Raw genomic sequence first — 18,435 nt, 5'->3', positions numbered from 1 at the left:
TTTATTTATATTATTTTACAGAGAATTAACATGAACATAATTTCTAGTAATTATTCAAAAGGCTTTGGTATATTGATTATCTCCTTATTATCAGCTTGTAATAATGATGATAAAGATGTAACCATAAATTCAAAGAATCAGAAGTTGTTAGAAGAAACAATTACTTCCTTGGAGAATCTTAAACAAACTTTGGTATGGCAAGAAAATCAATGTGATAGTGTCTATTCTAAAGTTATCGGTGATGCGACAATTGCTCAAAAATCAGCGGCAGAACTAAGAGCCAATATCGCGAGTTCAAATAATTTAGGAGTCTTTCTTGATAATCAAATTATTCCCAAACTAGCTCAGCTTACTGATGAGTCGACAGTATTAAGAGCGAGATGTAATGCTCCTGACTATGATGGAACTGGAGTAAGTATTGAGCGGCCTGCTATGCTTAGAGAAATGTTAAGTGAGTGGAAAGGAACAATTAATTTATTAATTCGTCAAATAAATAACCCTCCTAATATGAATCCTGAAATTAAATTAGCTTCATTAACCAATATCAATGTTAATCAATTAACGGCAGCAAAATCTAAATTTAAAGATTGTTCAGATAGTTTTTGTCCAGAAATGACGGTTATTCCAGCTGGTAGCTTTTTAATGGGCGGAAATATAAATGAGCAAGAGCAACAAAATGTCCCTGCTCAATCTCGGCCATATGAATTACCTCAACATTTAGTACAAGTCGAAAAACCATTCGCAATGTCAACTTATGAAACAACAATTGCTGAGTTTCAGGCTTTCCAAAAGGAAACTGGCTGGGAAGTCGAAGGATGCCGTAATTGGGAAACGCGAAATGGTGTTTTCAATATGTGGTATCGAGATGATTTAAATCCAAATAATTCGGGTATGAATCAGACACCTCAGGATCCTGTTGTATGTGTACGCCGTGAAGATGGAAGAGCATTCGCGAAATGGTTATCTAAAAAAACGAGCCAGACTTACCGTTTACCAACAGAGGTTGAGTGGGAATATGCGGCTCGTGCTGGAACGACAACAGCCTATTATTGGGGAGATGACCTTAATCTTGACCAAGCTTGTAAATATGCAAATGTATTAGATCCAGCAACAGTTGTAGCACTACCACAAACCAGTGGTTGGAGTTTATTTAATTGCACAGATGGTTATCCTTTTACGTCACCAGTAGGGAAGTTTTTACCAAACAATTTCGGTTTATATGATATGAGTGCCAATGCCCGAGAATGGGTGGATGATTGCTGGCATGCAAATTATGAAAATGCTCCTAGTGTAAATCATCGTTGGGGTGAGGAAAATAATGGGCAGTGTAACTTCCCAGTTTTACGTGGGGGAGCATGGATATATAACACTTATAACGTACGAACTGCCTATCGTAATGCTTATGTAACTTCACAAGCCCGTTCAATCATGTGGGGTTTCCGTTTGGTTCGTGAAATTTAACTTTGATTTTTATATCTAATCTATTCTACATTTAGAGTCATTTTTAATTTATCAGCGTCGATTTTAATAAAGGCTAAAACTGCGCTGATAAATTCTTATCTTTGAATAAACCTAAGTTTATTAAGAATATTTGTGAGAGTATAAATATATGGTGCCATTTGATTTTTCAAACTTATCTCCTCAAATTGTTTGGCAGCATTTTCAAACACTTTGTACGATTCCGCGTCCCTCAAAGCATGAACAACAGCTTCGTGAGTATCTAAAAAACTGGGCCGAAAGTCGAAATTTAGAAACTTACGTAGATGAAGTTGGTAATTTAATTATCCGAAAGGATGCAACTACGGGTAAAGAACATGTATCTGGCGTTATTCTTCAAGGCCACTTAGATATGGTCACACAAGCTAACACTGGCACGGTACATGATTTCTTTAAAGACCCGATTTGTCCAGTCCTCGAAGATGGCTGGTTAATTGCCAAAGACACTACTTTAGGTGCTGATAATGGCATTGGGGTGGCTTTGGCTTTAGCTGTTTTAGATTCAAATGATATTGCTCATGGACCAATAGAAGTTCTTTTAACAGTCGATGAAGAAGCAGGTATGAGCGGTGCTCGACTTTTAGAAGCCGGTATATTAAAAGGAAAATGGTTATTTAATATTGATACAGAAGAATGGGGTGAGTTGTATCTAGGGTGTGCTGGTAGTATTGATATTGAGGTAGAGCAGCCGCTTAGCTATGAACCAATTTCTAAAGATTTAAATATTGTGAATATTCAGGTGGCTGGTCTTAAAGGCGGACACTCTGGCATAGATATCCATTTAGGACGCGGCAATGCAAATGTTATTTTGGCTCGTTTTTTAAATCAATATTTAGGCTCACTTGGTGGGCATCTTGTTGAGTTTACAGGTGGTACGGCCCGTAATGCTTTACCGAGAGAAGCTGTAGCGACTATTGCAATTTCATCTAACCAATTGCCTGAATTAGAAAAATTACTCGATGAATATCAAACAGCATGGAAAAAACAGCTACAAGGTGTTGATGACAATCTGCAATTAACAATTCAGCCTAATAGTGCTGAAGTGACTGAAGTGATTGCTCAACAACAGCAAAACGAGTGGTTACAAGCTTTAGCAACAAGTCCTTATGGCGTTGCAAGTATGAGTCAAGCTTTACCAGATGTGGTTGAAACTTCAAATAACATTGGAGTGGTGAGACTAAATAGAGAAGGTGGAAAAGCTGTTTTAATGGTTCGCTCAATGGTCAACCAAGAAGCTCAAGATTTTGCAGAAAAAATTCAGGCACATTTTCGTCAATTTAATATCACCTCTATACTCACACCGTTAGTTTCAGGATGGACACCAAACCCTGACTCGGCGGCTTTAAAGTGCCTACAACAAGCCTATCAAAATGCGTTTAATATTGAACCAAATCTAAAAGTAATTCATGCGGGTTTAGAATGTGGGATTATTGCCGAGCATTATCCACATTTACAGATGGTTTCGTTTGGGCCTGATATTCAAGGTGCACATGCACCGGGCGAACGAGTAAAAGTAGATACTGTAGAGAAATGCTGGAAGCTACTGGTAACTGCTTTGGCATCTGTAGAGTAATTTTTTTAAGAAATAAGAAGCTCAGTTATGAGCTTCTTAAACTTTTACATGGAAATGATGTATAGTTAATTCGATCTCTCAATAAATATAATTTTTTACTCGATTTTTAAAAGCTGTCCAGCTTCACTTAAAGTAAATTCATCAAAATCATTTGCTAAATAAAAATGACCTTTATAAAACTGGCGAACTTCTTCGGAAATAGCTTGCTGGCCAGATTTATCCTGATGTCTAGGGCTAAAATGCGTCAGAATTAAATTACCCAAAGATTGCTGTTCTGCAAATTCAGCCACCATTTTTGCTGAGCTATGCATTGGACCTTTGCCGACTTTATCTAAAACCGTTTGCAAGTATGTTGATTCGTGAATAAGGAGTTGGGTATCTTTGCAAGCGTCGGCTAATAGTTCTGGTTGGTCATTATCACCACCTATAATTGCATGAACTTGATGATTTTGAATTTTGATAAAGTCTTGAGCTTTTAAAGTTTGTCCCTCAAATTCAATATTGTAGCCACGTTTTAAATGGCCCCACATATCGCCTTGAGGCACGCCTAGCTGTGTGAGAGCTTGGATATCTAACTTCTTCTGAATAGATTTGATATAAATACTAAAAGCAAAACTTGGAACACGATGGCTTAGAGGATGTGCTTGAACAATAAATTCATCAGTGATCTGTTGTGGCTGTATTGCATCATTCACATCAATAAATTGCAGTGAATAGGGTAAGTGTAAGTCTGTGAGTTGGGCCGTGATCTCAAACCATTGCTGAATTTCTTTCGGAGCAATCACGATTAAGGGTTTGCTACGAGCATTCATTCCCGCACTTGCCAATAAACCAACTAGACCATAACAATGATCGCCGTGAACATGTGTAATACAAATGGCAACTAGGTTTTGCAAGGAAAGTTTAGCTTGTTGAATGCGGTGCTGTGTACCTTCGCCGGCATCAACTAAAATCCAGTCCTTATTTTTGCTGTTACGAACCGCTAATCCTGAAACATTACGGGAAAGTGTGGGTACACCTGATGATGTGCCTAAAAAGGTAAAATGAAGCATATTCTTGGAATTTTTTAATCAAATGCGTAATTTATATTATAGACACTTATTAGAATTTTATAAAAATTATAGTAAATGATAGCGACCGAGTAAAAAATATTTGGCACGTTCTGGGTTAAGTTGGAATAATTTTCAATAAGGACATACTTGAAAATGATGGGCATACTCTCAAGTTATGCCCATCAAATACACTTTATTTCATGATAATAAAGCGTGTAATGATTTGACGAAGCTGTTTTAAATAACCTGTAAAGAAGTGGTTAGCGCCCGGTAAAATCGTAATTGGATGCTTCTGCGGTTTTGCCCATGCAATTGCATCTGAAAGTAAAGTAATATCATCTTGCTCACCATGAATGAGTAGAATATCACCTTGAATTTCAGGGGTTTTATAGTGACGTAATCCCACAACAGTAGCTGTTGGTAAACCACATAAAATTAACTGTACTGGCTGTAATTCAGGGCTAAGCTGCGCATGACATTTTGCCAAAACATGTGAGCCGAAGCTAAAACCGCCTGCATAGAATGGTAAGCCTTCATGAAGCTTACGAACGTGTTCAATCACAGCTAAAATATCTTCGGTTTCGCCATGGCCTTCATCATGAACACCTTCACTGCCACCTAAACCACGGAAACTAGGACGGTAAACAATACAACCATATTCATTAAAGATTTGGGTTAAAAGAGCAGGGACTTTATGTTGAGGAGTTCCACCTTGCAATGGGTGCGGATGGCAAACAACCGCAAAGCCTTTGATTTCACCTTCAGGGCGGTCTACAAAAAGTTCAATTTTACCTACTGGACCCTGAATGAAAATTTGCTCAGACATATAAGAATCGATAAATAACAATACGTATTCCTATTTTACCGATAGTCGTCATTGAAAACACGAGTTAGCATTAAAAAATATCTACTGTTATAGTTGGTATTAAGAATAATTTTTTCAGGTTGTCTATGCTTGCTTTAATTTCTCCTGCAAAAACTTTAGATTATGAAACAGCGTTACCTACAGATGAGTTTACTCAGCCGCGCTTATTAGAAAACTCAGCACAATTAATTGATGTTTGCCGCAAACTTTCCGCTTCGGAAATTGCGACTTTAATGAGTGTTAGTGAAAAAATTGCTGCATTGAATGCAGACCGTTTTAGAGATTGGAATCCCGAATTTAATTTCTCAAATGCTCGCCAAGCAATCTATGCATTTAAAGGTGATGTGTATACTGGTTTAGATGCGTACCATTTAAAAGACAAAGATATTGATTTTGCACAGCAGCATTTGCGTATGCTCTCTGGTTTATATGGTTTATTGCGTCCTTTAGATTTAATGATGCCTTATCGTTTAGAGATGGGTACTAAATTAAAAAATACTCGCGGTCATAATTTGTATGAATTCTGGGGTGATATCATCACTAACCAAATTAATGAAGACTTGGCAGCAATTAAATCTGAATTGCTGGTAAATCTAGCTTCAGATGAATATTACAAGTCTGTCAATGAAAAGAAAATTAAGGCTGATATTGTGAAGCCTATTTTCCTTGACCAGAAAAATGGCAAATATAAAGTCATTAGTTTCTATGCTAAAAAAGCACGTGGTTTAATGGCTCGTTTTATTATTGAAAACCAATTAAATAAAGCCGAGGAACTTAAAGCTTTTAATACTGAAGGTTACTACTTTGATGCTGATAACTCATCGGCAAAAGAGTTAGTATTTAAGCGCGATGAGCAAGTGGCTTAATTAAATTAATAATTTTACATGATATGCGACCTTTGGTCTCATGTTTAATTTATTAAGCTCTATATTGGCTATGCTTTACTTTTGAAAGGTCAAAAGTAACAAAAACCTTTGTTGAACAGAGGGCACATCCATGTGGCCCCTGTTCAACAGTGGCATCCATGCCACTTGGCACGATAGCTTTTGTTATCGTGCTTTAAAATTTAGGCAAAATTAATGATTACTTAAAGAAATAACCAGTCTCAGGTGAACTAGCATTTGCCATGCGTTTACGTGGCATACGTCCAGCTAAAAATGCTTCACGTCCAGCTTCAACAGCTTTCTTCATTGCAGAAGCCATTAAAATAGGATTTTGCGCAGCTGCAATGGCAGTATTCATCAGCACGCCATCACAACCAAGTTCCATCGCAATAGCTGCATCACTTGCTGTACCAACACCTGCATCTACTAAAACTGGTACTTTCGCATTTTCTTTAATAATTGAAATGGTGTGCGGGTTTAAAATACCTAAACCTGAACCAATCAAACTACCTAAAGGCATAATTGCAACACAACCCATACTTTCAAGTTCTTGCGCAATGATTGGGTCATCCGAGGTGTAGACCATAATCTCAAAACCGTCATCAATTAAAGTGCGAGCAGCTTTTAAGGTCTCGGTTACATTTGGATATAAGGTTTTTTCATCACCCAACACTTCAAGCTTTACTAGGTTATGACCATCGAGTAATTCACGGGCTAACATGCATGTGCGTACTGCGCTGTCAGCATCAAAACAACCTGCGGTATTTGGCAAAATTGTATATTTTTCTGGTGGGATGACTGAAAGTAAATTCGGTTGATCTGGATTTTGTCCAATATTCACGCGGCGGATTGCGACAGTTACGATTTCAGCACCACTGGCTTGAATAGCTAAATCCGTTTCATTTAAGTCTTTATATTTGCCAGTTCCTACCAATAAACGAGATTGAAAAGAACGTGAACCAATAATGAGAGGGGTGTCTTGCATGGATAACTCCGACTTAGCCGCCGCCAACAGCGTGAATAATTTCGATACGGTCATGTTGAGCAATCGTAATTTGCTCTAATTTGCTTTTAGGTACGATTTGCTGATTGTGTTCAACAGCAAAACGTTTTCCTTCAAGTGCCAACTCCTGAATGAGTTGCAAAAGGTTTTGGCTAGGCGTGTCCGTTAATTCGCCATTTAAATAAATTTGCATGATCACATTCCGATTATTTTGCGTATTTGAAAGCATTCCAAGCCAAAACTAGCCATCCAGCAATCATTAAGGCTCCACCGATTGGCGTAATTGCGCCTAATATGCGTGGTAAACCTAATGCCATGATATAAAGCGAACCACAAAAGAACAGAATGCCAATCTGAATAAGCAAGAAAGATAACTTGATTGGGAAATGGGGAAGAACCTTACTTAGAATACCAAGGGCTAATAGCCCAAGTGCATGATAAAAAAAGTAGTCGGTTGCAGTCTGCCACCAAGCAATTTGTTCAGGGCTCGCGTGAGCTTTAAGACCATGTGCTCCAAAAGCACCCAACATGACTGCAAAAGCAAGATTAAGGGCTGAAATGGCAATCCACATAACAAAAACGCAACTGAATAATGAAAGGCAACGTTACCATAGAATAGGTTGGCTAAACATAGCCAGATAAAACAAAAGGGCTGATCGCCCTTTTATTTTTTATTTACTTTAGCTTGCTGACATAGCGACTTTAATTTTTTCCATCGCATTTTTTTCAAGCTGACGAATACGTTCTGCTGATACATTATATTCAGCAGCAAGCTCATGTAGGGTAGATTTATCATCATCTAACCAACGGCGCTGCAAAATATTACGCGAACGATCATCTAACTGGTCCATTGCATCATGTAAAGCAGATGTACTTTGCTCTTCCCAGTCTTCATTTTCAACTAAACGAGCAGGGTCGTAACGGTTATCTTCAAGATACAACGCAGGTGCTGTATGTGGAGTATCGTCGTCATCATCGCCTTGCGCTTCAAAAGCAGCATCATAAGCAGTTAAACGACCTTCCATTTCCAAAACTTGTTCTGGAGTTACATTTAAGTCGTTAGCAATAGATTGTGCTTCTTCGAGTGTTAATTTTTTACTCGATTTTTTCAAACTACGTAAGTTGAAGAAAAGTTTACGTTGAGCTTTAGTTGTTGCAATTTTTACAATACGCCAGTTACGAATAACGTATTCATGAATCTCTGCCTTAATCCAGTGGACGGCAAAAGATACGAGACGTACGCCCATATTTGGGTCAAAACGTTTTACGGCTTTCATTAAGCCTAAGTTACCTTCTTGAATAAGGTCGCCTTGAGGGAGGCCATAACCTGCATAGCTGCGCGCAATATGAACGACAAAACGTAAATGCGACATTACCAGCATTTTTGCGGCATCAAGATCTTGGTCATAATAATAACGTTCAGCAAGTTCTTTTTCTTGCTCGGCCGTTAAAATAGGAATCTGATTGACAGTACTGATATATGCACCAAGGTTTACACCGGGCGCAGACAATGACAGGGGCATCAATTGATTGCTGCTGTCACTCATGAGTTCTCCTTATAGGATAGGATGGATTAACCAATAAATTCATCTTAATTTGAATTGGCTTCATAATTAAGGAAAATTGGGTAGAAAAATGTAAAATTTTATGCAGTTTCTAATCTTAGATTTTAACAAAGAATCATTGAGTTTCAATTAAATAGTGAAATTCTCTTTCTGAAATCTGCATGGTTTGACACATAAAATGATGTAAAGTGCAGTAACGCGTTACATCAATTTCACTATGCGGGTCAGATGATTTCAATAAAAATAGCTGCTTTCCTGATACTTTCTTAAGTTCACGTTTTAACATTAATAAAGGCATTGGACATGGTTGACCAAGGGCATTAATTTCAATAGGTGCTACAGCAGAAGAAGTAGTGCTCATTCATTTTAAAAACAACTAAAAAAAATATTTTAACAAATTTTTTTACGAACTCTAGGTATTTTATAAAAATTAAGAGCTAAAGGAATACATAAAAATTATTGTAATAAGCTGTTTAAAAAAAGAGCTAAAAATAGGGGAAATATTTGAAAAAAATTCTATTAATTGTCATAAACCCGTGTTAAGCTCGAACCGTTTTAGGAATTACCACACAGTTAAATTGTTTTAATAACCTATAACAAATGGATGTAACCGGAAATTGTTGATAGTTTTACAGAATGATTACAAGCTTTAAGATTATAAAAATTTTAAAACCTTGTTTGCTCTGCTGTTTGCAACACCGGAAGGTCCTTTTTTCATCATCTGAGGATTGACTTATGACAGCTCGTGAACAAGGCGTAGTAAAGTGGTTTAATGACACTAAAGGCTTTGGTTTTATTCAACGTAACGGCGGCGACGATGTATTCGTTCACTTCCGTGCAATCGTAGGTGACGGTCACCGTTCTCTACGTGACGGTCAACGTGTAGAATTTAGCGTTGTACAAGGTCAAAAAGGTTTTCAAGCTGAAAACGTTCAGCCTTTAGACTAAGACTAATTCATCTTTTTGATGAATCATGGACGCTCCAATTTTTGAATTGGGGCGTTTTTGTTTATAATGATCTTCTCATTCGAGAGATTGTTTGTTAGAGCGCGTATTTATGACATCTGGTTTTGAAACCTTGAATTTACATCCGCAACTTAAAAAGGCGATTGATGCTTTAGGGTTTACTCAAATGACCCCAATTCAGCAAAAGGTTTTAAAATATACATTAGCCGGGCACGATGCAATTGGGCGAGCACAGACAGGAACAGGTAAGACAGCTGCCTTTCTGATTAGTGTAATTAATGATTTACTCAATAATCCGGTTAAAGAACAACGTTTCCGCGGCGAACCTCGTGCTTTAATCTTGGCGCCTACTCGTGAGTTGGCCTTGCAAATTGAAAGCGATGCAAAGTTTCTCACAAAATTCTCTAATTTACATTTAGTGACCCTATTGGGTGGTGTTGATTTTGATAAGCAGAAGAAGCAACTTGATGCTAATTTTGTCGATATCATGGTTGCTACACCAGGACGTTTAATCGATTTTGTAGAACAAAAAGAAGTCTGGCTCGATCAAATTGAATTTTTGGTGATTGATGAAGCTGACCGATTATTAGATATGGGCTTTATTCCTTCGGTAAAACGTATTGTTCGTTATTCACCACGTAAGGAACAACGTCAAACCCTGATGTTCTCGGCGACTTTTAGTTACGACGTCTTAAATTTAGCAAGACAGTGGTTGTTTGAGCCGGTAACAGTTGAAATTGAGCCTGAACAAAAGACCAATAACGATGTAGAACAACGTGTTTATGTTGTAGCTAAACAAGATAAATATCGTCTTTTACAAGATATTTTACGCGAAGAACCAATTGATAAAGTCATGATCTTTGCCAACCGCCGTGATCAAGTGCGCCGTCTTTATGACCATTTGAAAAAAGATGGATATAAAGTAGGAATGCTATCTGGTGAGATTGCTCAAGATAAACGTTTGAAAATGCTAGAGCAGTTTAAGCAAGGGAAGCATAATATCATGATTGCAACGGATGTTGCAGGTCGTGGTATTCATGTAGATGGCGTCTCGCATGTTATCAACTTCACTTTACCTGAGCAGTCTGATGACTATGTTCACCGTATTGGGCGTACAGGTCGTGCAGGTGCACAAGGTGTAAGTATTAGTTTCTTGTCTGAAGATGATGCTTTCTATTTACCAGAAATTGAAAAAGCAATTGGTAAAAAACTACCACTTACCCGATTAGAGGGGTATTGCTAATAAAAAAATCCCAATCAATTGATTGGGATTTTTTTCAATTAATTAATTTTACAATAGAAGGTAAGAGTAGTTTGATAGTCGTCATCTTTTGCTAAAGATGCATTTTTACCAGTTAAAGTACCAATAACACCTGCAGCGGCTTCTACCATTTGACCCGTCTTTTCACTTACTACATCTTTTAATACACCATGATAAGTGGTTTTTTCATCAACAATAACAGGAGTTGTATTCTTAGAGCACGTTTTTTGTGCGGCAGTAACTGCATTATTCTTTGCAATTAAATTAGTTTTGCCAATACCAGTCACTTCAAATTGATTATTTTCTTTTTGAATTGCTAAAGTATTTTTAGGAGTGGTAGCACAAGCACCAAGTAATAAAACAACGCCGCTCATTGCGCTCGCTAAAATTATTTTTTTCATGATTCACCTAAGTTAATCGCTAAAAGACATAGCTATTTGAACATAAGTTTTCTATTTGATTTTGAATACGTTGTATGAGTTTTGAAGTTTTGTATTAAAAAATGTCAAACTATAAGTTCACTAAGTTTATAGGCTAGATTCCATGGTGGATTAACGGTAGATTATGCTAATCTATTTCGAATTTTTGAGTTAGATCAATATTAATGACGGATTCAGCAATACAAATAATTCACCAAAATATTCATCAGCGTCAGTCTATTGGCCAATTAATTGAGCCAGCTCCAAACTCAGATCAATTAGAGTTGGCTTTTCAGGCTGCTTTAACTGCTCCAGATCATCATAGGCTTAAGCCAACACGCTTTGTCGTTATTTCTGGTGAACAACGTGCTGCTTTTGGTGAGGTTCTAGCAAAAGCATTGGTAGATTTAGGAGAATCTGACCCCGCTCAGCTGGAACGTGTTAAACAACATCCTTTTCGCGCTCCGCTACTGATTTTAGCTCTTACACAGTTACAAGATCATCCAAAAGTGCCACATTTTGAGCAAATCTTAAGTACTGGGGCGGCAGTACAAAATCTCTTGTTGTCTTTGCAAGCTCAGGGGTTTTCAACTATGTGGCGTAGTGGTGCTGTTGTTGAATCAACTTGGTTAAAACAGCATTTAGGTCTGCAACCGCATGATTTAATTTCAGGTATTATTTACGTTGGCACAGCAGCTAAAGCAATTGCACCGCGTGCAGATATTGAAAGTAAAGAATTCGTAAAAGTTTGGCAGGCTTAAGCGTCTGTAAAAGTAAGAAATAGGATAATAAAGCATGGCTGAATTTAAGTTTACAGATTTGGTGGAACCTGTTGCGGTCGATAAAAAAACGGCACTACGTATTACCGTTTTAGGGGGCGGTAGCTTTGGTACAGCCATGGCGAATTTAGCTGCTCGTAATGGCTGCGATACTATGATCTGGATTCGTGATGCTGAAACAGCAGAAGAAATTAATAAAACCCATATTAATAAACGTTATTTACCAGACTTCACTTTAGAATCTTCACTACGTGCTGTGTCTGATCTTGAGCAAGCGGTATGTGACCGAGATATTATTTTAGTTGCAATTCCTAGCCATTCTTTCCGCGATGTCTTAAAACAAATTGCTCCTTATATTACTGCACAAGCAGTTGTATCTTTAACCAAAGGTGTTGAAGCTAAAACATTTAGTTTTATGAGCGATATTATTCGTGAAGAACTACCAGAAGTTCCCTATGGTGTATTGTCAGGTCCAAACCTTGCCAAAGAAATTATGGCAGGTATGCCATCTGGTACAGTGATTGCTAGTGATTCTGAACTCGTCCGTTATGCCGTGCAGCATGCGCTTCATAGTGCGTTATTCCGTGTTTTTGGTAGCGATGATGTGCATGGAGTTGAGTTGGGCGGTGCACTTAAGAATATTTATGCAGTCGCGATGGGAATTGGGGCTGCATATAAAATTGGTGAAAATACCAAAAGTATGATTTTAACGCGTGCTTTGGCTGAAATGAGCCGTTTCGCGGTAAAGCAGGGCGCAAATCCGCTTACATTTTTAGGTTTGTCTGGTGTGGGTGATTTATTTGCGACGTGTAATAGTCCATTGAGCCGTAATTATCAAATTGGATATGCATTAGGTTCTGGCAAGACACTTGATCAAGCAAGTAAAGAATTGGGGCAAACTGCAGAAGGTATTAACACGATTGTTCAGGTGCGTGGTAAAGCACAAGAACTAGATGTATATATGCCAATTACCAATGCTTTATATGAAGTCATTTTTGAAGGTGCTCCACCATTAAATATTGCACTTTCTCTTATGAAAAATGGTCATCGTAGTGATGTGGAGTTTGTTTTACCTCATCATGAAGTCTGACGAATAAATGTCATAAATTGTGGTTATAATGCAGAATTATTAACAAGGAAATTTTATGCAACTGACATTAGTTCGTCATGGGGAAGCTGCTCCACCAGTTAATGGTAATGATATTAAACGTCCCCTTACTGCGCGTGGACATGCACAGGCTGAGCAAACAGCAACATTTTTAAAAGACATTGTAAAACCGGATATTTTTGTTGTTAGTCCTTTGTTGCGTGCTCAGGAAACATTGGCGCATATCCAGACTTATTTTAAAGATGTGCCAGTGCTGTTATGCGACAAAATTAAGCCAGATGATGATGCAAAAGAAGCAGTTGAGTGGTTGTCTCAAATTCCTTATGAGTCGATTGTAGTGGTTTGCCATATGAATGTAATAGGTCATATTGCAGAGTTACTTACTCATGAAAATTTCAATCCATTTGCGCTTGCTGAAGCTAGAATTTATGATCAAGCTGTTATTGCAAATGGTTTATCAACACAAAAAAATAGTTTTATACCCACAATATAATTAAAAAGGTTATTTCGCCAACATGCTGTATATATGGATGCCTGAAACCAATGGAATATGGCATTGGTCTAACGGAGAGAGCTGGTTGCAGGCTGCGAGTCTCGATCAATTAATACAAGACTTGCAAATACATCAGGGAAAAGAAGCTACGGTTTTTTTTCCGAGTCGTCATGCACAAATGCTTCAGCAAACTATGGCGAAGTCCCACTATAAACAACTGGGGGCTGATGGGGTTAAATATCTACTAGAAGAGTTTGTGACTTTACCGATTGATCATATGAAAGTGGTTCACCATTTTCATGCCGATCAGTTAACTGTCTTGGGTGTCGCTCAAGGGATGGTCGAGACATGGCAACATTCTTTGGCTTTGTTGCCAACCAAACTTGTTTCCTTGCTACCAGATTTTCTAATATTGCCAGAGCCGCAAAACGAGCAAGTTATTCTGTGTAATATTAATCACCAACTTTTGGTGCGTGAAAATAAATGGTTGGGTAATTCAATTGATGATTTGGGGCTTTTTTTAGAATTTCAGTCAGCTGAAAAACATTATCAATATAGTGGTTTAACATCAGGGCAACTAGAAAGTTTAGAAGCAGCTTCAAGTACAGAACAACGTTCTGAGTTCGTTTATCAATTTCAGCCATTAGATAAAACTAAGCAGCATCCTTTTAATGTTTTACCAAAATCAAAAGGTCACGAGCGTACTTTTTCTGGTTATTGGAAGGCATGTGCTGCCGTTATTTTAGCAATTATTGTAGTTCAGTTTAGCTATGATTTATTGCGTTGGGTCAAATTGAAAAAAGTAGCAAATCTAACTGCTGACCAGACAATTGAACAATATAAATACTGGTTTGGACCATCTAGTCGTGTGACTGAACAAAATATAAAAGGTCAATTTGAAAGTCATTTAAGAATGAGTCAGCAAGGTGATACACAAGCACTTTCTTTGTTAAGCCGTGTTGGACCTATTTTAATGCAAAGACAGATTTTGGCTCAGCAACTTAATTATGATGCTTCAATTTTAACGATGGCATTAAAAGCAAAATCGGCAGATGATTTACAAGCTTTGACACAACAATTAAATCAGCAAGGATTTAAAGCTGAGCTAGGTAATGTCCAAGCAAATGGTGGTGGGGCAATTGGGGTGGTGAAAATACAATAATGAAAATGTTAGCTCAATTGCAGAATCGTTTTGATCAGTGGATTGAACAAGTTGTTCAGTACCTAGATCGTTTAACTGTCCGTGAACGCGTTATGGTGGTCTTTACTACAATTTTTGTGGTAGTGGCTATTGTTGGGTCTTCACTTTGGAAAATGCATTCCTTGGCAGAACAACAGCAAAAACGCTTAAATGATTTAAAAGATCTGATGGTGTGGATGCAAAGTAATGCAGTTACTATGAAGCCTGCAAATGAGCTTGAACTTGATAAGTCTGGAAAAATACAAAGGATAGCTCAACAGCAAGGTTTAACTGTGACTTCTCAGCAAAATGGAGAGCAGTTACAAATTGTTGTAACGCATCAGAATTATGCAATTTTAGCTAACTTTTTAACACAACTTGCACAGATGGGTCTTAGTATTCAGAAGATGGAAATGGTTTCAAGCGAAGGTCAGATTAAATTAACAGCGACAGTTCAATAACATATCAAAATATGCTTATGTCAAGCATGGTGTTTTGTGCTGCCTGTGCCTATAATATGCGTACCTAAAATCAGTAGACTGTGATTGGTATGTTATATTCACTTGCTCGCCCGATGTTGTTTAGTTTAGCACCAGAGCGTGCCCATGAATTAACATTATCCATGCTTGATAAAGCGCATAAGCTAGGCATGATGCGTCAGGCCGTAGAAGCAAAACCTACTACATGTATGGGAATCGAGTTTCCTAATCCGGTAGGTTTGGCAGCAGGTCTAGATAAAAATGGTGCTCATATTGATGCATTAGCCGGATTAGGTTTCGGTTTCATTGAAATTGGTACAATTACACCTCGCCCACAATCGGGTAATCCAAAACCACGTTTATTTCGTATTCCTGAAGCTAAAGCCATTATTAACCGTATGGGTTTTAATAATGATGGTGTTGATAAACTTATTGAAAATGTTAAAGCTTCAAAGTTTAGAGGCATTTTAGGAATCAATATTGGTAAAAATGCCGATACGCCTGTCGAAAAAGCAGTTGATGATTACTTAATTTGTCTTGAGAAAGTTTATAACTACGCTTCATATATTACTGTCAATATTTCATCACCGAATACTAAAAACTTACGTAGTTTACAAAGTGGTGATGCGTTAACTGAATTACTGCAAACCTTAAAAGCGCGTCAACTTGAGTTGGCTGAGCAATATAACCATTATGTTCCTCTAGTACTTAAAGTTGCTCCGGATTTAACAGCTGAAGATGTTGAGTTTATCTCTGCTCAATTATTAGATTTTAAAATTGATGGTCTTATTGTGACCAATACCACTTTGTCGAGAGAAGGGGTGGAAAACCTGCCTTACGGTAATGAGTCAGGCGGTTTGTCTGGTGCACCTGTATTTGAAAAAAGTACAGAATGTTTACGTTTATTTGCTCAATCATTAAAAGGACAAATTCCTTTAATCGGTGTGGGTGGTATTTTGTCTGGTGAGCAAGCTTTAGCAAAACAACAAGCTGGAGCAACACTTGTTCAAATTTATAGTGGTCTAATCTATACGGGACCAACGCTTGTAAAGCAATGTGTTGAAGCTATGACCTAATTGAACATGAACACTATTGATATCATCATTCTAATACTTTTGCTCATTGGGGGGCTAAACGGTTTGCGACAAGGATTTATAAAAGCCTTTGCGAACTTGGTAGGATGGATTTTTGCATTAATTATGGGTGCAAAATATGCTGTTCTTCTAGCTCCGTCAATGTCGGGTTTAAGTCAGGATCCGGTGGTTCAAAAGATTGCAGCTTTTGCATTTATTGCACTCATTATTATTGTTTTAACTTGGATCGTCACCGCATTTTTAAATGGCCTCTTGAAAAGTTTAAAATTGGGGCCATTAAATCGTTTAGCAGGTGGTGCTTTTGGTTCGTTGAAGGGTTTATTGGTTGTTCTTATTACTATGCAAGGTGTTGGTCCTTGGGTAGAAAGTTCACCTCATTGGAAGCAATCCAAATTTATCCAGTTTTTATTGCCTTACGCACCTTTAGCCACGGAGCTTTCTAAAGGGGCAGCAAGTGAGGCTTTTCATCAGATAACATCTGGAGGCGGTGTATCTCGCACTTCTCCAAAACCAATGGACGAGCCGGAAGAACCAGAAATCCGGCCCGACCATTCAACAAAGAATCCTTTTTATTAATTCCTAGCTTGTCTGCGAGGTTGCTATGTGTGGAGTTGTTGGTATAGCCGGTAAATCGCCAGTGAACCAAATGTTGTTTGATGCATTAACGATGTTGCAACATCGTGGGCAAGATGCAGCTGGAATAGTAACCTGCCATGAAGGCCGTCTTTTCCTTCGTAAGGATAACGGTATGGTGCGTGATGTTTTTCATACTCGTCATATGAGAGCATTACTTGGTAATTACGGTATTGGTCATGTGCGCTACCCAACTGCGGGCTCTGCTAGTAGTGCTGAAGCTCAACCATTTTATGTGAACTCACCTTACGGTATTACACTTGCGCATAATGGTAATTTGACCAATGCAGAAGAAATTCATGATGACCTGTTTAAAACAGATTTGCGTCACATGAACACTGATTCTGATTCAGAAGTTCTTTTAAACGTTTTTGCACATGAGTTGCAAAAGAAAGGAACGTTAAATCCTACAGCTGAAGATATTTTTCATACGGTTTCTCGTGTTCATGAGCGCTGCCAAGGTGCTTATGGCGTAGTTGCTATGATCACTGGTCATGGTTTGGTTGGTTTCCGCGATCCAAATGGTATTCGTCCACTGATTTATGGCTCGCGTGTGACTGAACAAGGCGAGATGGAATATATCATTGCATCTGAGTCTGTGGCGATTACTGCTCTTGGTTTTAAAATCGAACGTGATATCGCACCAGGTGAGGCAATTTTCATTGATGCTGAAGGTCAGTTATTCACTAAACAATGTGCGGCTAATCCAAAATATCGCCCATGTATTTTTGAATATGTTTATTTTGCTCGCCCAGATGCAATTATTGATGGTATTTCAGTTTATAAAGCCCGCTTAAAAATGGGTGAAAAATTAGCGCATAAGATTTTGCGTGACTGGGGTGAAGACCATGATATTGATGTGGTTATCCCAATTCCAGATACAAGCCGTACTTCTGCATTAGAACTTGCAAATATTCTTGGTGTGAAGTTCCGTGAAGGGTTTATGAAAAACCGTTATATCGGTCGTACCTTCATTATGCCGGGTCAGCAACAGCGTAAAAAATCTGTACGTCAGAAATTAAACCCTGTTGAGTTAGAGTTTAAAGGCAAGAACGTTCTATTGGTTGATGACTCTATTGTACGTGGTACTACGTGTAATGAGATTATTCAAATGGCGCGTGACTCAGGTGCGAAAAAAGTATACTTTGCTTCAGCAGCACCAAAAGTGATGTATCCAAACGTATATGGGATCGATATGCCTGCTAAAACTGAGCTTATTGCATCAGAACGCAGTGTAGAGGAAATCCAGGAAATTATTGGTGCTGATCGTTTAGTATTCCAAGATTTGGAAGACTTGAAGAACGCCGTACGTACAAGTAAGGTTCCTACATTGACTGAGTTTGATTGTTCTGTTTTTGATGGTATCTATGTAACTGGTGGAATTGATGCAGACTATCTGAATAATTTGGAACAGAAGCGTAATGATTCTGCGAAAAAGAAAAAAGATGGTTATATTGATGTCAATATTGATGCAGCGTCAGTAGATTTGACGGGTATTAAAGAAGAATAGAAATAGCCGAAAAAAGCGGGTGTTTCCCGCTTTTTTCTTTTATGATGAAACTTAACAATGTAATTGGGAATATT

The 18,435-nt window shown here is 38.0% G+C and carries 21 protein-coding genes; 13 read left to right on the top strand and 8 right to left on the bottom strand.

All coding sequences use genetic code 11. The annotated features are described in order from the left end of the window. Positions 1–30 precede the first annotated feature (30 nt). On the top strand, positions 31–1,461 hold the full coding sequence (locus MKL35_RS13650; protein ID WP_171073630.1) for a formylglycine-generating enzyme family protein: 1,431 nt from the start codon (positions 31–33) through the stop codon (positions 1,459–1,461). 148 nt (positions 1,462–1,609) lie between these two features. Beyond that, complete coding sequence (locus MKL35_RS13645) at positions 1,610–3,070, top strand: aminoacyl-histidine dipeptidase (protein ID WP_106479546.1); 1,461 nt, start codon at positions 1,610–1,612, stop codon at positions 3,068–3,070. 95 nt (positions 3,071–3,165) lie between these two features. On the opposite strand, the gene MKL35_RS13640 is transcribed toward MKL35_RS13645, so the two are convergent. After that, positions 3,166–4,122, bottom strand: a complete 957-nt coding sequence (locus tag MKL35_RS13640) for a ribonuclease Z (protein ID WP_032010193.1) — start codon at positions 4,120–4,122, stop codon at positions 3,166–3,168. 193 nt (positions 4,123–4,315) lie between these two features. After that, positions 4,316–4,948: an alpha/beta hydrolase gene (locus MKL35_RS13635; protein ID WP_016805219.1), complete on the bottom strand. Its 633-nt coding sequence runs from the start codon at positions 4,946–4,948 to the stop codon at positions 4,316–4,318. Between the two features lie 125 nt (positions 4,949–5,073). Between MKL35_RS13635 and yaaA the strand changes: the two genes are divergently transcribed. Further along, complete coding sequence (gene yaaA, locus MKL35_RS13630) at positions 5,074–5,853, top strand: peroxide stress protein YaaA (protein WP_106479545.1); 780 nt, start codon at positions 5,074–5,076, stop codon at positions 5,851–5,853. A 217-nt stretch (positions 5,854–6,070) separates the two neighbouring features. Here the strand turns inward: yaaA and MKL35_RS13625 are convergent, their stop codons facing one another. The 5 genes from MKL35_RS13625 to MKL35_RS13605 form a co-directional block, all read right to left on the bottom strand. After that, on the bottom strand, positions 6,071–6,856 hold the full coding sequence (locus MKL35_RS13625; protein WP_001154366.1) for a thiazole synthase: 786 nt from the start codon (positions 6,854–6,856) through the stop codon (positions 6,071–6,073). A 13-nt stretch (positions 6,857–6,869) separates the two neighbouring features. Then, positions 6,870–7,067: a sulfur carrier protein ThiS gene (gene thiS / locus MKL35_RS13620; RefSeq protein ID WP_001167820.1), complete on the bottom strand. Its 198-nt coding sequence runs from the start codon at positions 7,065–7,067 to the stop codon at positions 6,870–6,872. Between the two features lie 13 nt (positions 7,068–7,080). Beyond that, complete coding sequence (locus MKL35_RS13615; RefSeq protein ID WP_002049118.1) at positions 7,081–7,446, bottom strand: DUF423 domain-containing protein; 366 nt, start codon at positions 7,444–7,446, stop codon at positions 7,081–7,083. Between the two features lie 108 nt (positions 7,447–7,554). Continuing rightward, positions 7,555–8,421 (bottom strand): RNA polymerase sigma factor RpoH, encoded by an 867-nt coding sequence (rpoH, locus tag MKL35_RS13610; RefSeq protein WP_002049311.1) that lies wholly within the window; start codon positions 8,419–8,421, stop codon positions 7,555–7,557. 133 nt (positions 8,422–8,554) lie between these two features. Further along, the gene (locus MKL35_RS13605) at positions 8,555–8,800 is read right to left on the bottom strand and encodes a sulfurtransferase TusA family protein (RefSeq protein ID WP_004886267.1); all 246 of its coding nucleotides are present in this window, start codon (positions 8,798–8,800) and stop codon (positions 8,555–8,557) included. Between the two features lie 374 nt (positions 8,801–9,174). Between MKL35_RS13605 and MKL35_RS13600 the strand changes: the two genes are divergently transcribed. Continuing rightward, entirely contained in the window at positions 9,175–9,387 is a 213-nt protein-coding gene (locus tag MKL35_RS13600) for a cold-shock protein (RefSeq protein ID WP_000126912.1), read from the top strand. A 109-nt stretch (positions 9,388–9,496) separates the two neighbouring features. Further along, on the top strand, positions 9,497–10,648 hold the full coding sequence (gene rhlB / locus MKL35_RS13595; protein ID WP_002049290.1) for an ATP-dependent RNA helicase RhlB: 1,152 nt from the start codon (positions 9,497–9,499) through the stop codon (positions 10,646–10,648). A gap of 38 nt (positions 10,649–10,686) precedes the next feature. Here rhlB and MKL35_RS13590 read toward each other — a convergent pair whose 3' ends face one another. Further along, on the bottom strand, positions 10,687–11,067 hold the full coding sequence (locus tag MKL35_RS13590; protein WP_002049100.1) for a hypothetical protein: 381 nt from the start codon (positions 11,065–11,067) through the stop codon (positions 10,687–10,689). Positions 11,068–11,270: 203 nt separating this feature from the next. On the opposite strand from MKL35_RS13590, the gene MKL35_RS13585 reads away from it, so the two are divergent. The 8 genes from MKL35_RS13585 to purF all read left to right on the top strand — a co-directional run bounded on the left by MKL35_RS13585 (position 11,271) and on the right by purF (position 18,361). Further along, on the top strand, positions 11,271–11,846 hold the full coding sequence (locus MKL35_RS13585) for a nitroreductase family protein (protein ID WP_004886275.1): 576 nt from the start codon (positions 11,271–11,273) through the stop codon (positions 11,844–11,846). Between the two features lie 34 nt (positions 11,847–11,880). Continuing rightward, positions 11,881–12,954 carry an NAD(P)H-dependent glycerol-3-phosphate dehydrogenase gene (locus MKL35_RS13580; protein ID WP_002049214.1) on the top strand — a complete coding sequence of 358 codons (1,074 nt, stop codon included), beginning with the start codon at positions 11,881–11,883 and terminating at the stop codon, positions 12,952–12,954. A gap of 55 nt (positions 12,955–13,009) precedes the next feature. Further along, entirely contained in the window at positions 13,010–13,465 is a 456-nt protein-coding gene (locus tag MKL35_RS13575) for a SixA phosphatase family protein (protein WP_002049122.1), read from the top strand. 22 nt (positions 13,466–13,487) lie between these two features. Beyond that, positions 13,488–14,627 (top strand): type II secretion system protein GspL, encoded by a 1,140-nt coding sequence (gspL, locus tag MKL35_RS13570; RefSeq protein WP_032010185.1) that lies wholly within the window; start codon positions 13,488–13,490, stop codon positions 14,625–14,627. After that, complete coding sequence (gene gspM / locus MKL35_RS13565; protein WP_016805581.1) at positions 14,627–15,106, top strand: type II secretion system protein GspM; 480 nt, start codon at positions 14,627–14,629, stop codon at positions 15,104–15,106. The genes gspL and gspM overlap by 1 nt, the downstream gene beginning before the upstream one ends. 89 nt (positions 15,107–15,195) lie before the next feature. Next, positions 15,196–16,200 carry a quinone-dependent dihydroorotate dehydrogenase gene (locus tag MKL35_RS13560; protein ID WP_004707879.1) on the top strand — a complete coding sequence of 335 codons (1,005 nt, stop codon included), beginning with the start codon at positions 15,196–15,198 and terminating at the stop codon, positions 16,198–16,200. 6 nt (positions 16,201–16,206) lie between these two features. Beyond that, positions 16,207–16,794, top strand: a complete 588-nt coding sequence (locus MKL35_RS13555; protein ID WP_004707881.1) for a CvpA family protein — start codon at positions 16,207–16,209, stop codon at positions 16,792–16,794. A 25-nt stretch (positions 16,795–16,819) separates the two neighbouring features. Next, positions 16,820–18,361, top strand: a complete 1,542-nt coding sequence (purF, locus tag MKL35_RS13550; protein WP_002049153.1) for an amidophosphoribosyltransferase — start codon at positions 16,820–16,822, stop codon at positions 18,359–18,361. The last annotated feature ends 74 nt before the right edge of the window (positions 18,362–18,435 follow it).

It is taken from the genome of Acinetobacter sp. AOR41_HL (genome assembly GCF_027854645.1).
GTDB lineage: Bacteria > Pseudomonadota > Gammaproteobacteria > Pseudomonadales > Moraxellaceae > Acinetobacter > Acinetobacter nosocomialis.
The sequence above is the reverse complement of the archived record's forward strand: the minus strand, read 5'-3'. Positions and strand labels throughout refer to the sequence as shown.

Coding starts and splice junctions, on each gene's coding strand:
- MKL35_RS13650 (WP_171073630.1), top strand. CDS start 31: ATGAACATAATTTCTAGTAATTATTCAAAAGGCTTTGGTATATTGATT.
- MKL35_RS13645 (WP_106479546.1), top strand. CDS start 1,610: ATGGTGCCATTTGATTTTTCAAACTTATCTCCTCAAATTGTTTGGCAG.
- MKL35_RS13640 (WP_032010193.1), bottom strand. CDS start 4,122: ATGCTTCATTTTACCTTTTTAGGCACATCATCAGGTGTACCCACACTT.
- MKL35_RS13635 (WP_016805219.1), bottom strand. CDS start 4,948: ATGTCTGAGCAAATTTTCATTCAGGGTCCAGTAGGTAAAATTGAACTT.
- yaaA (WP_106479545.1), top strand. CDS start 5,074: ATGCTTGCTTTAATTTCTCCTGCAAAAACTTTAGATTATGAAACAGCG.
- MKL35_RS13625 (WP_001154366.1), bottom strand. CDS start 6,856: ATGCAAGACACCCCTCTCATTATTGGTTCACGTTCTTTTCAATCTCGT.
- thiS (WP_001167820.1), bottom strand. CDS start 7,067: ATGCAAATTTATTTAAATGGCGAATTAACGGACACGCCTAGCCAAAAC.
- MKL35_RS13615 (WP_002049118.1), bottom strand. CDS start 7,446: ATGTGGATTGCCATTTCAGCCCTTAATCTTGCTTTTGCAGTCATGTTG.
- rpoH (WP_002049311.1), bottom strand. CDS start 8,421: ATGAGTGACAGCAGCAATCAATTGATGCCCCTGTCATTGTCTGCGCCC.
- MKL35_RS13605 (WP_004886267.1), bottom strand. CDS start 8,800: ATGAGCACTACTTCTTCTGCTGTAGCACCTATTGAAATTAATGCCCTT.
- MKL35_RS13600 (WP_000126912.1), top strand. CDS start 9,175: ATGACAGCTCGTGAACAAGGCGTAGTAAAGTGGTTTAATGACACTAAA.
- rhlB (WP_002049290.1), top strand. CDS start 9,497: ATGACATCTGGTTTTGAAACCTTGAATTTACATCCGCAACTTAAAAAG.
- MKL35_RS13590 (WP_002049100.1), bottom strand. CDS start 11,067: ATGAAAAAAATAATTTTAGCGAGCGCAATGAGCGGCGTTGTTTTATTA.
- MKL35_RS13585 (WP_004886275.1), top strand. CDS start 11,271: ATGACGGATTCAGCAATACAAATAATTCACCAAAATATTCATCAGCGT.
- MKL35_RS13580 (WP_002049214.1), top strand. CDS start 11,881: ATGGCTGAATTTAAGTTTACAGATTTGGTGGAACCTGTTGCGGTCGAT.
- MKL35_RS13575 (WP_002049122.1), top strand. CDS start 13,010: ATGCAACTGACATTAGTTCGTCATGGGGAAGCTGCTCCACCAGTTAAT.
- gspL (WP_032010185.1), top strand. CDS start 13,488: ATGCTGTATATATGGATGCCTGAAACCAATGGAATATGGCATTGGTCT.
- gspM (WP_016805581.1), top strand. CDS start 14,627: ATGAAAATGTTAGCTCAATTGCAGAATCGTTTTGATCAGTGGATTGAA.
- MKL35_RS13560 (WP_004707879.1), top strand. CDS start 15,196: ATGTTATATTCACTTGCTCGCCCGATGTTGTTTAGTTTAGCACCAGAG.
- MKL35_RS13555 (WP_004707881.1), top strand. CDS start 16,207: ATGAACACTATTGATATCATCATTCTAATACTTTTGCTCATTGGGGGG.
- purF (WP_002049153.1), top strand. CDS start 16,820: ATGTGTGGAGTTGTTGGTATAGCCGGTAAATCGCCAGTGAACCAAATG.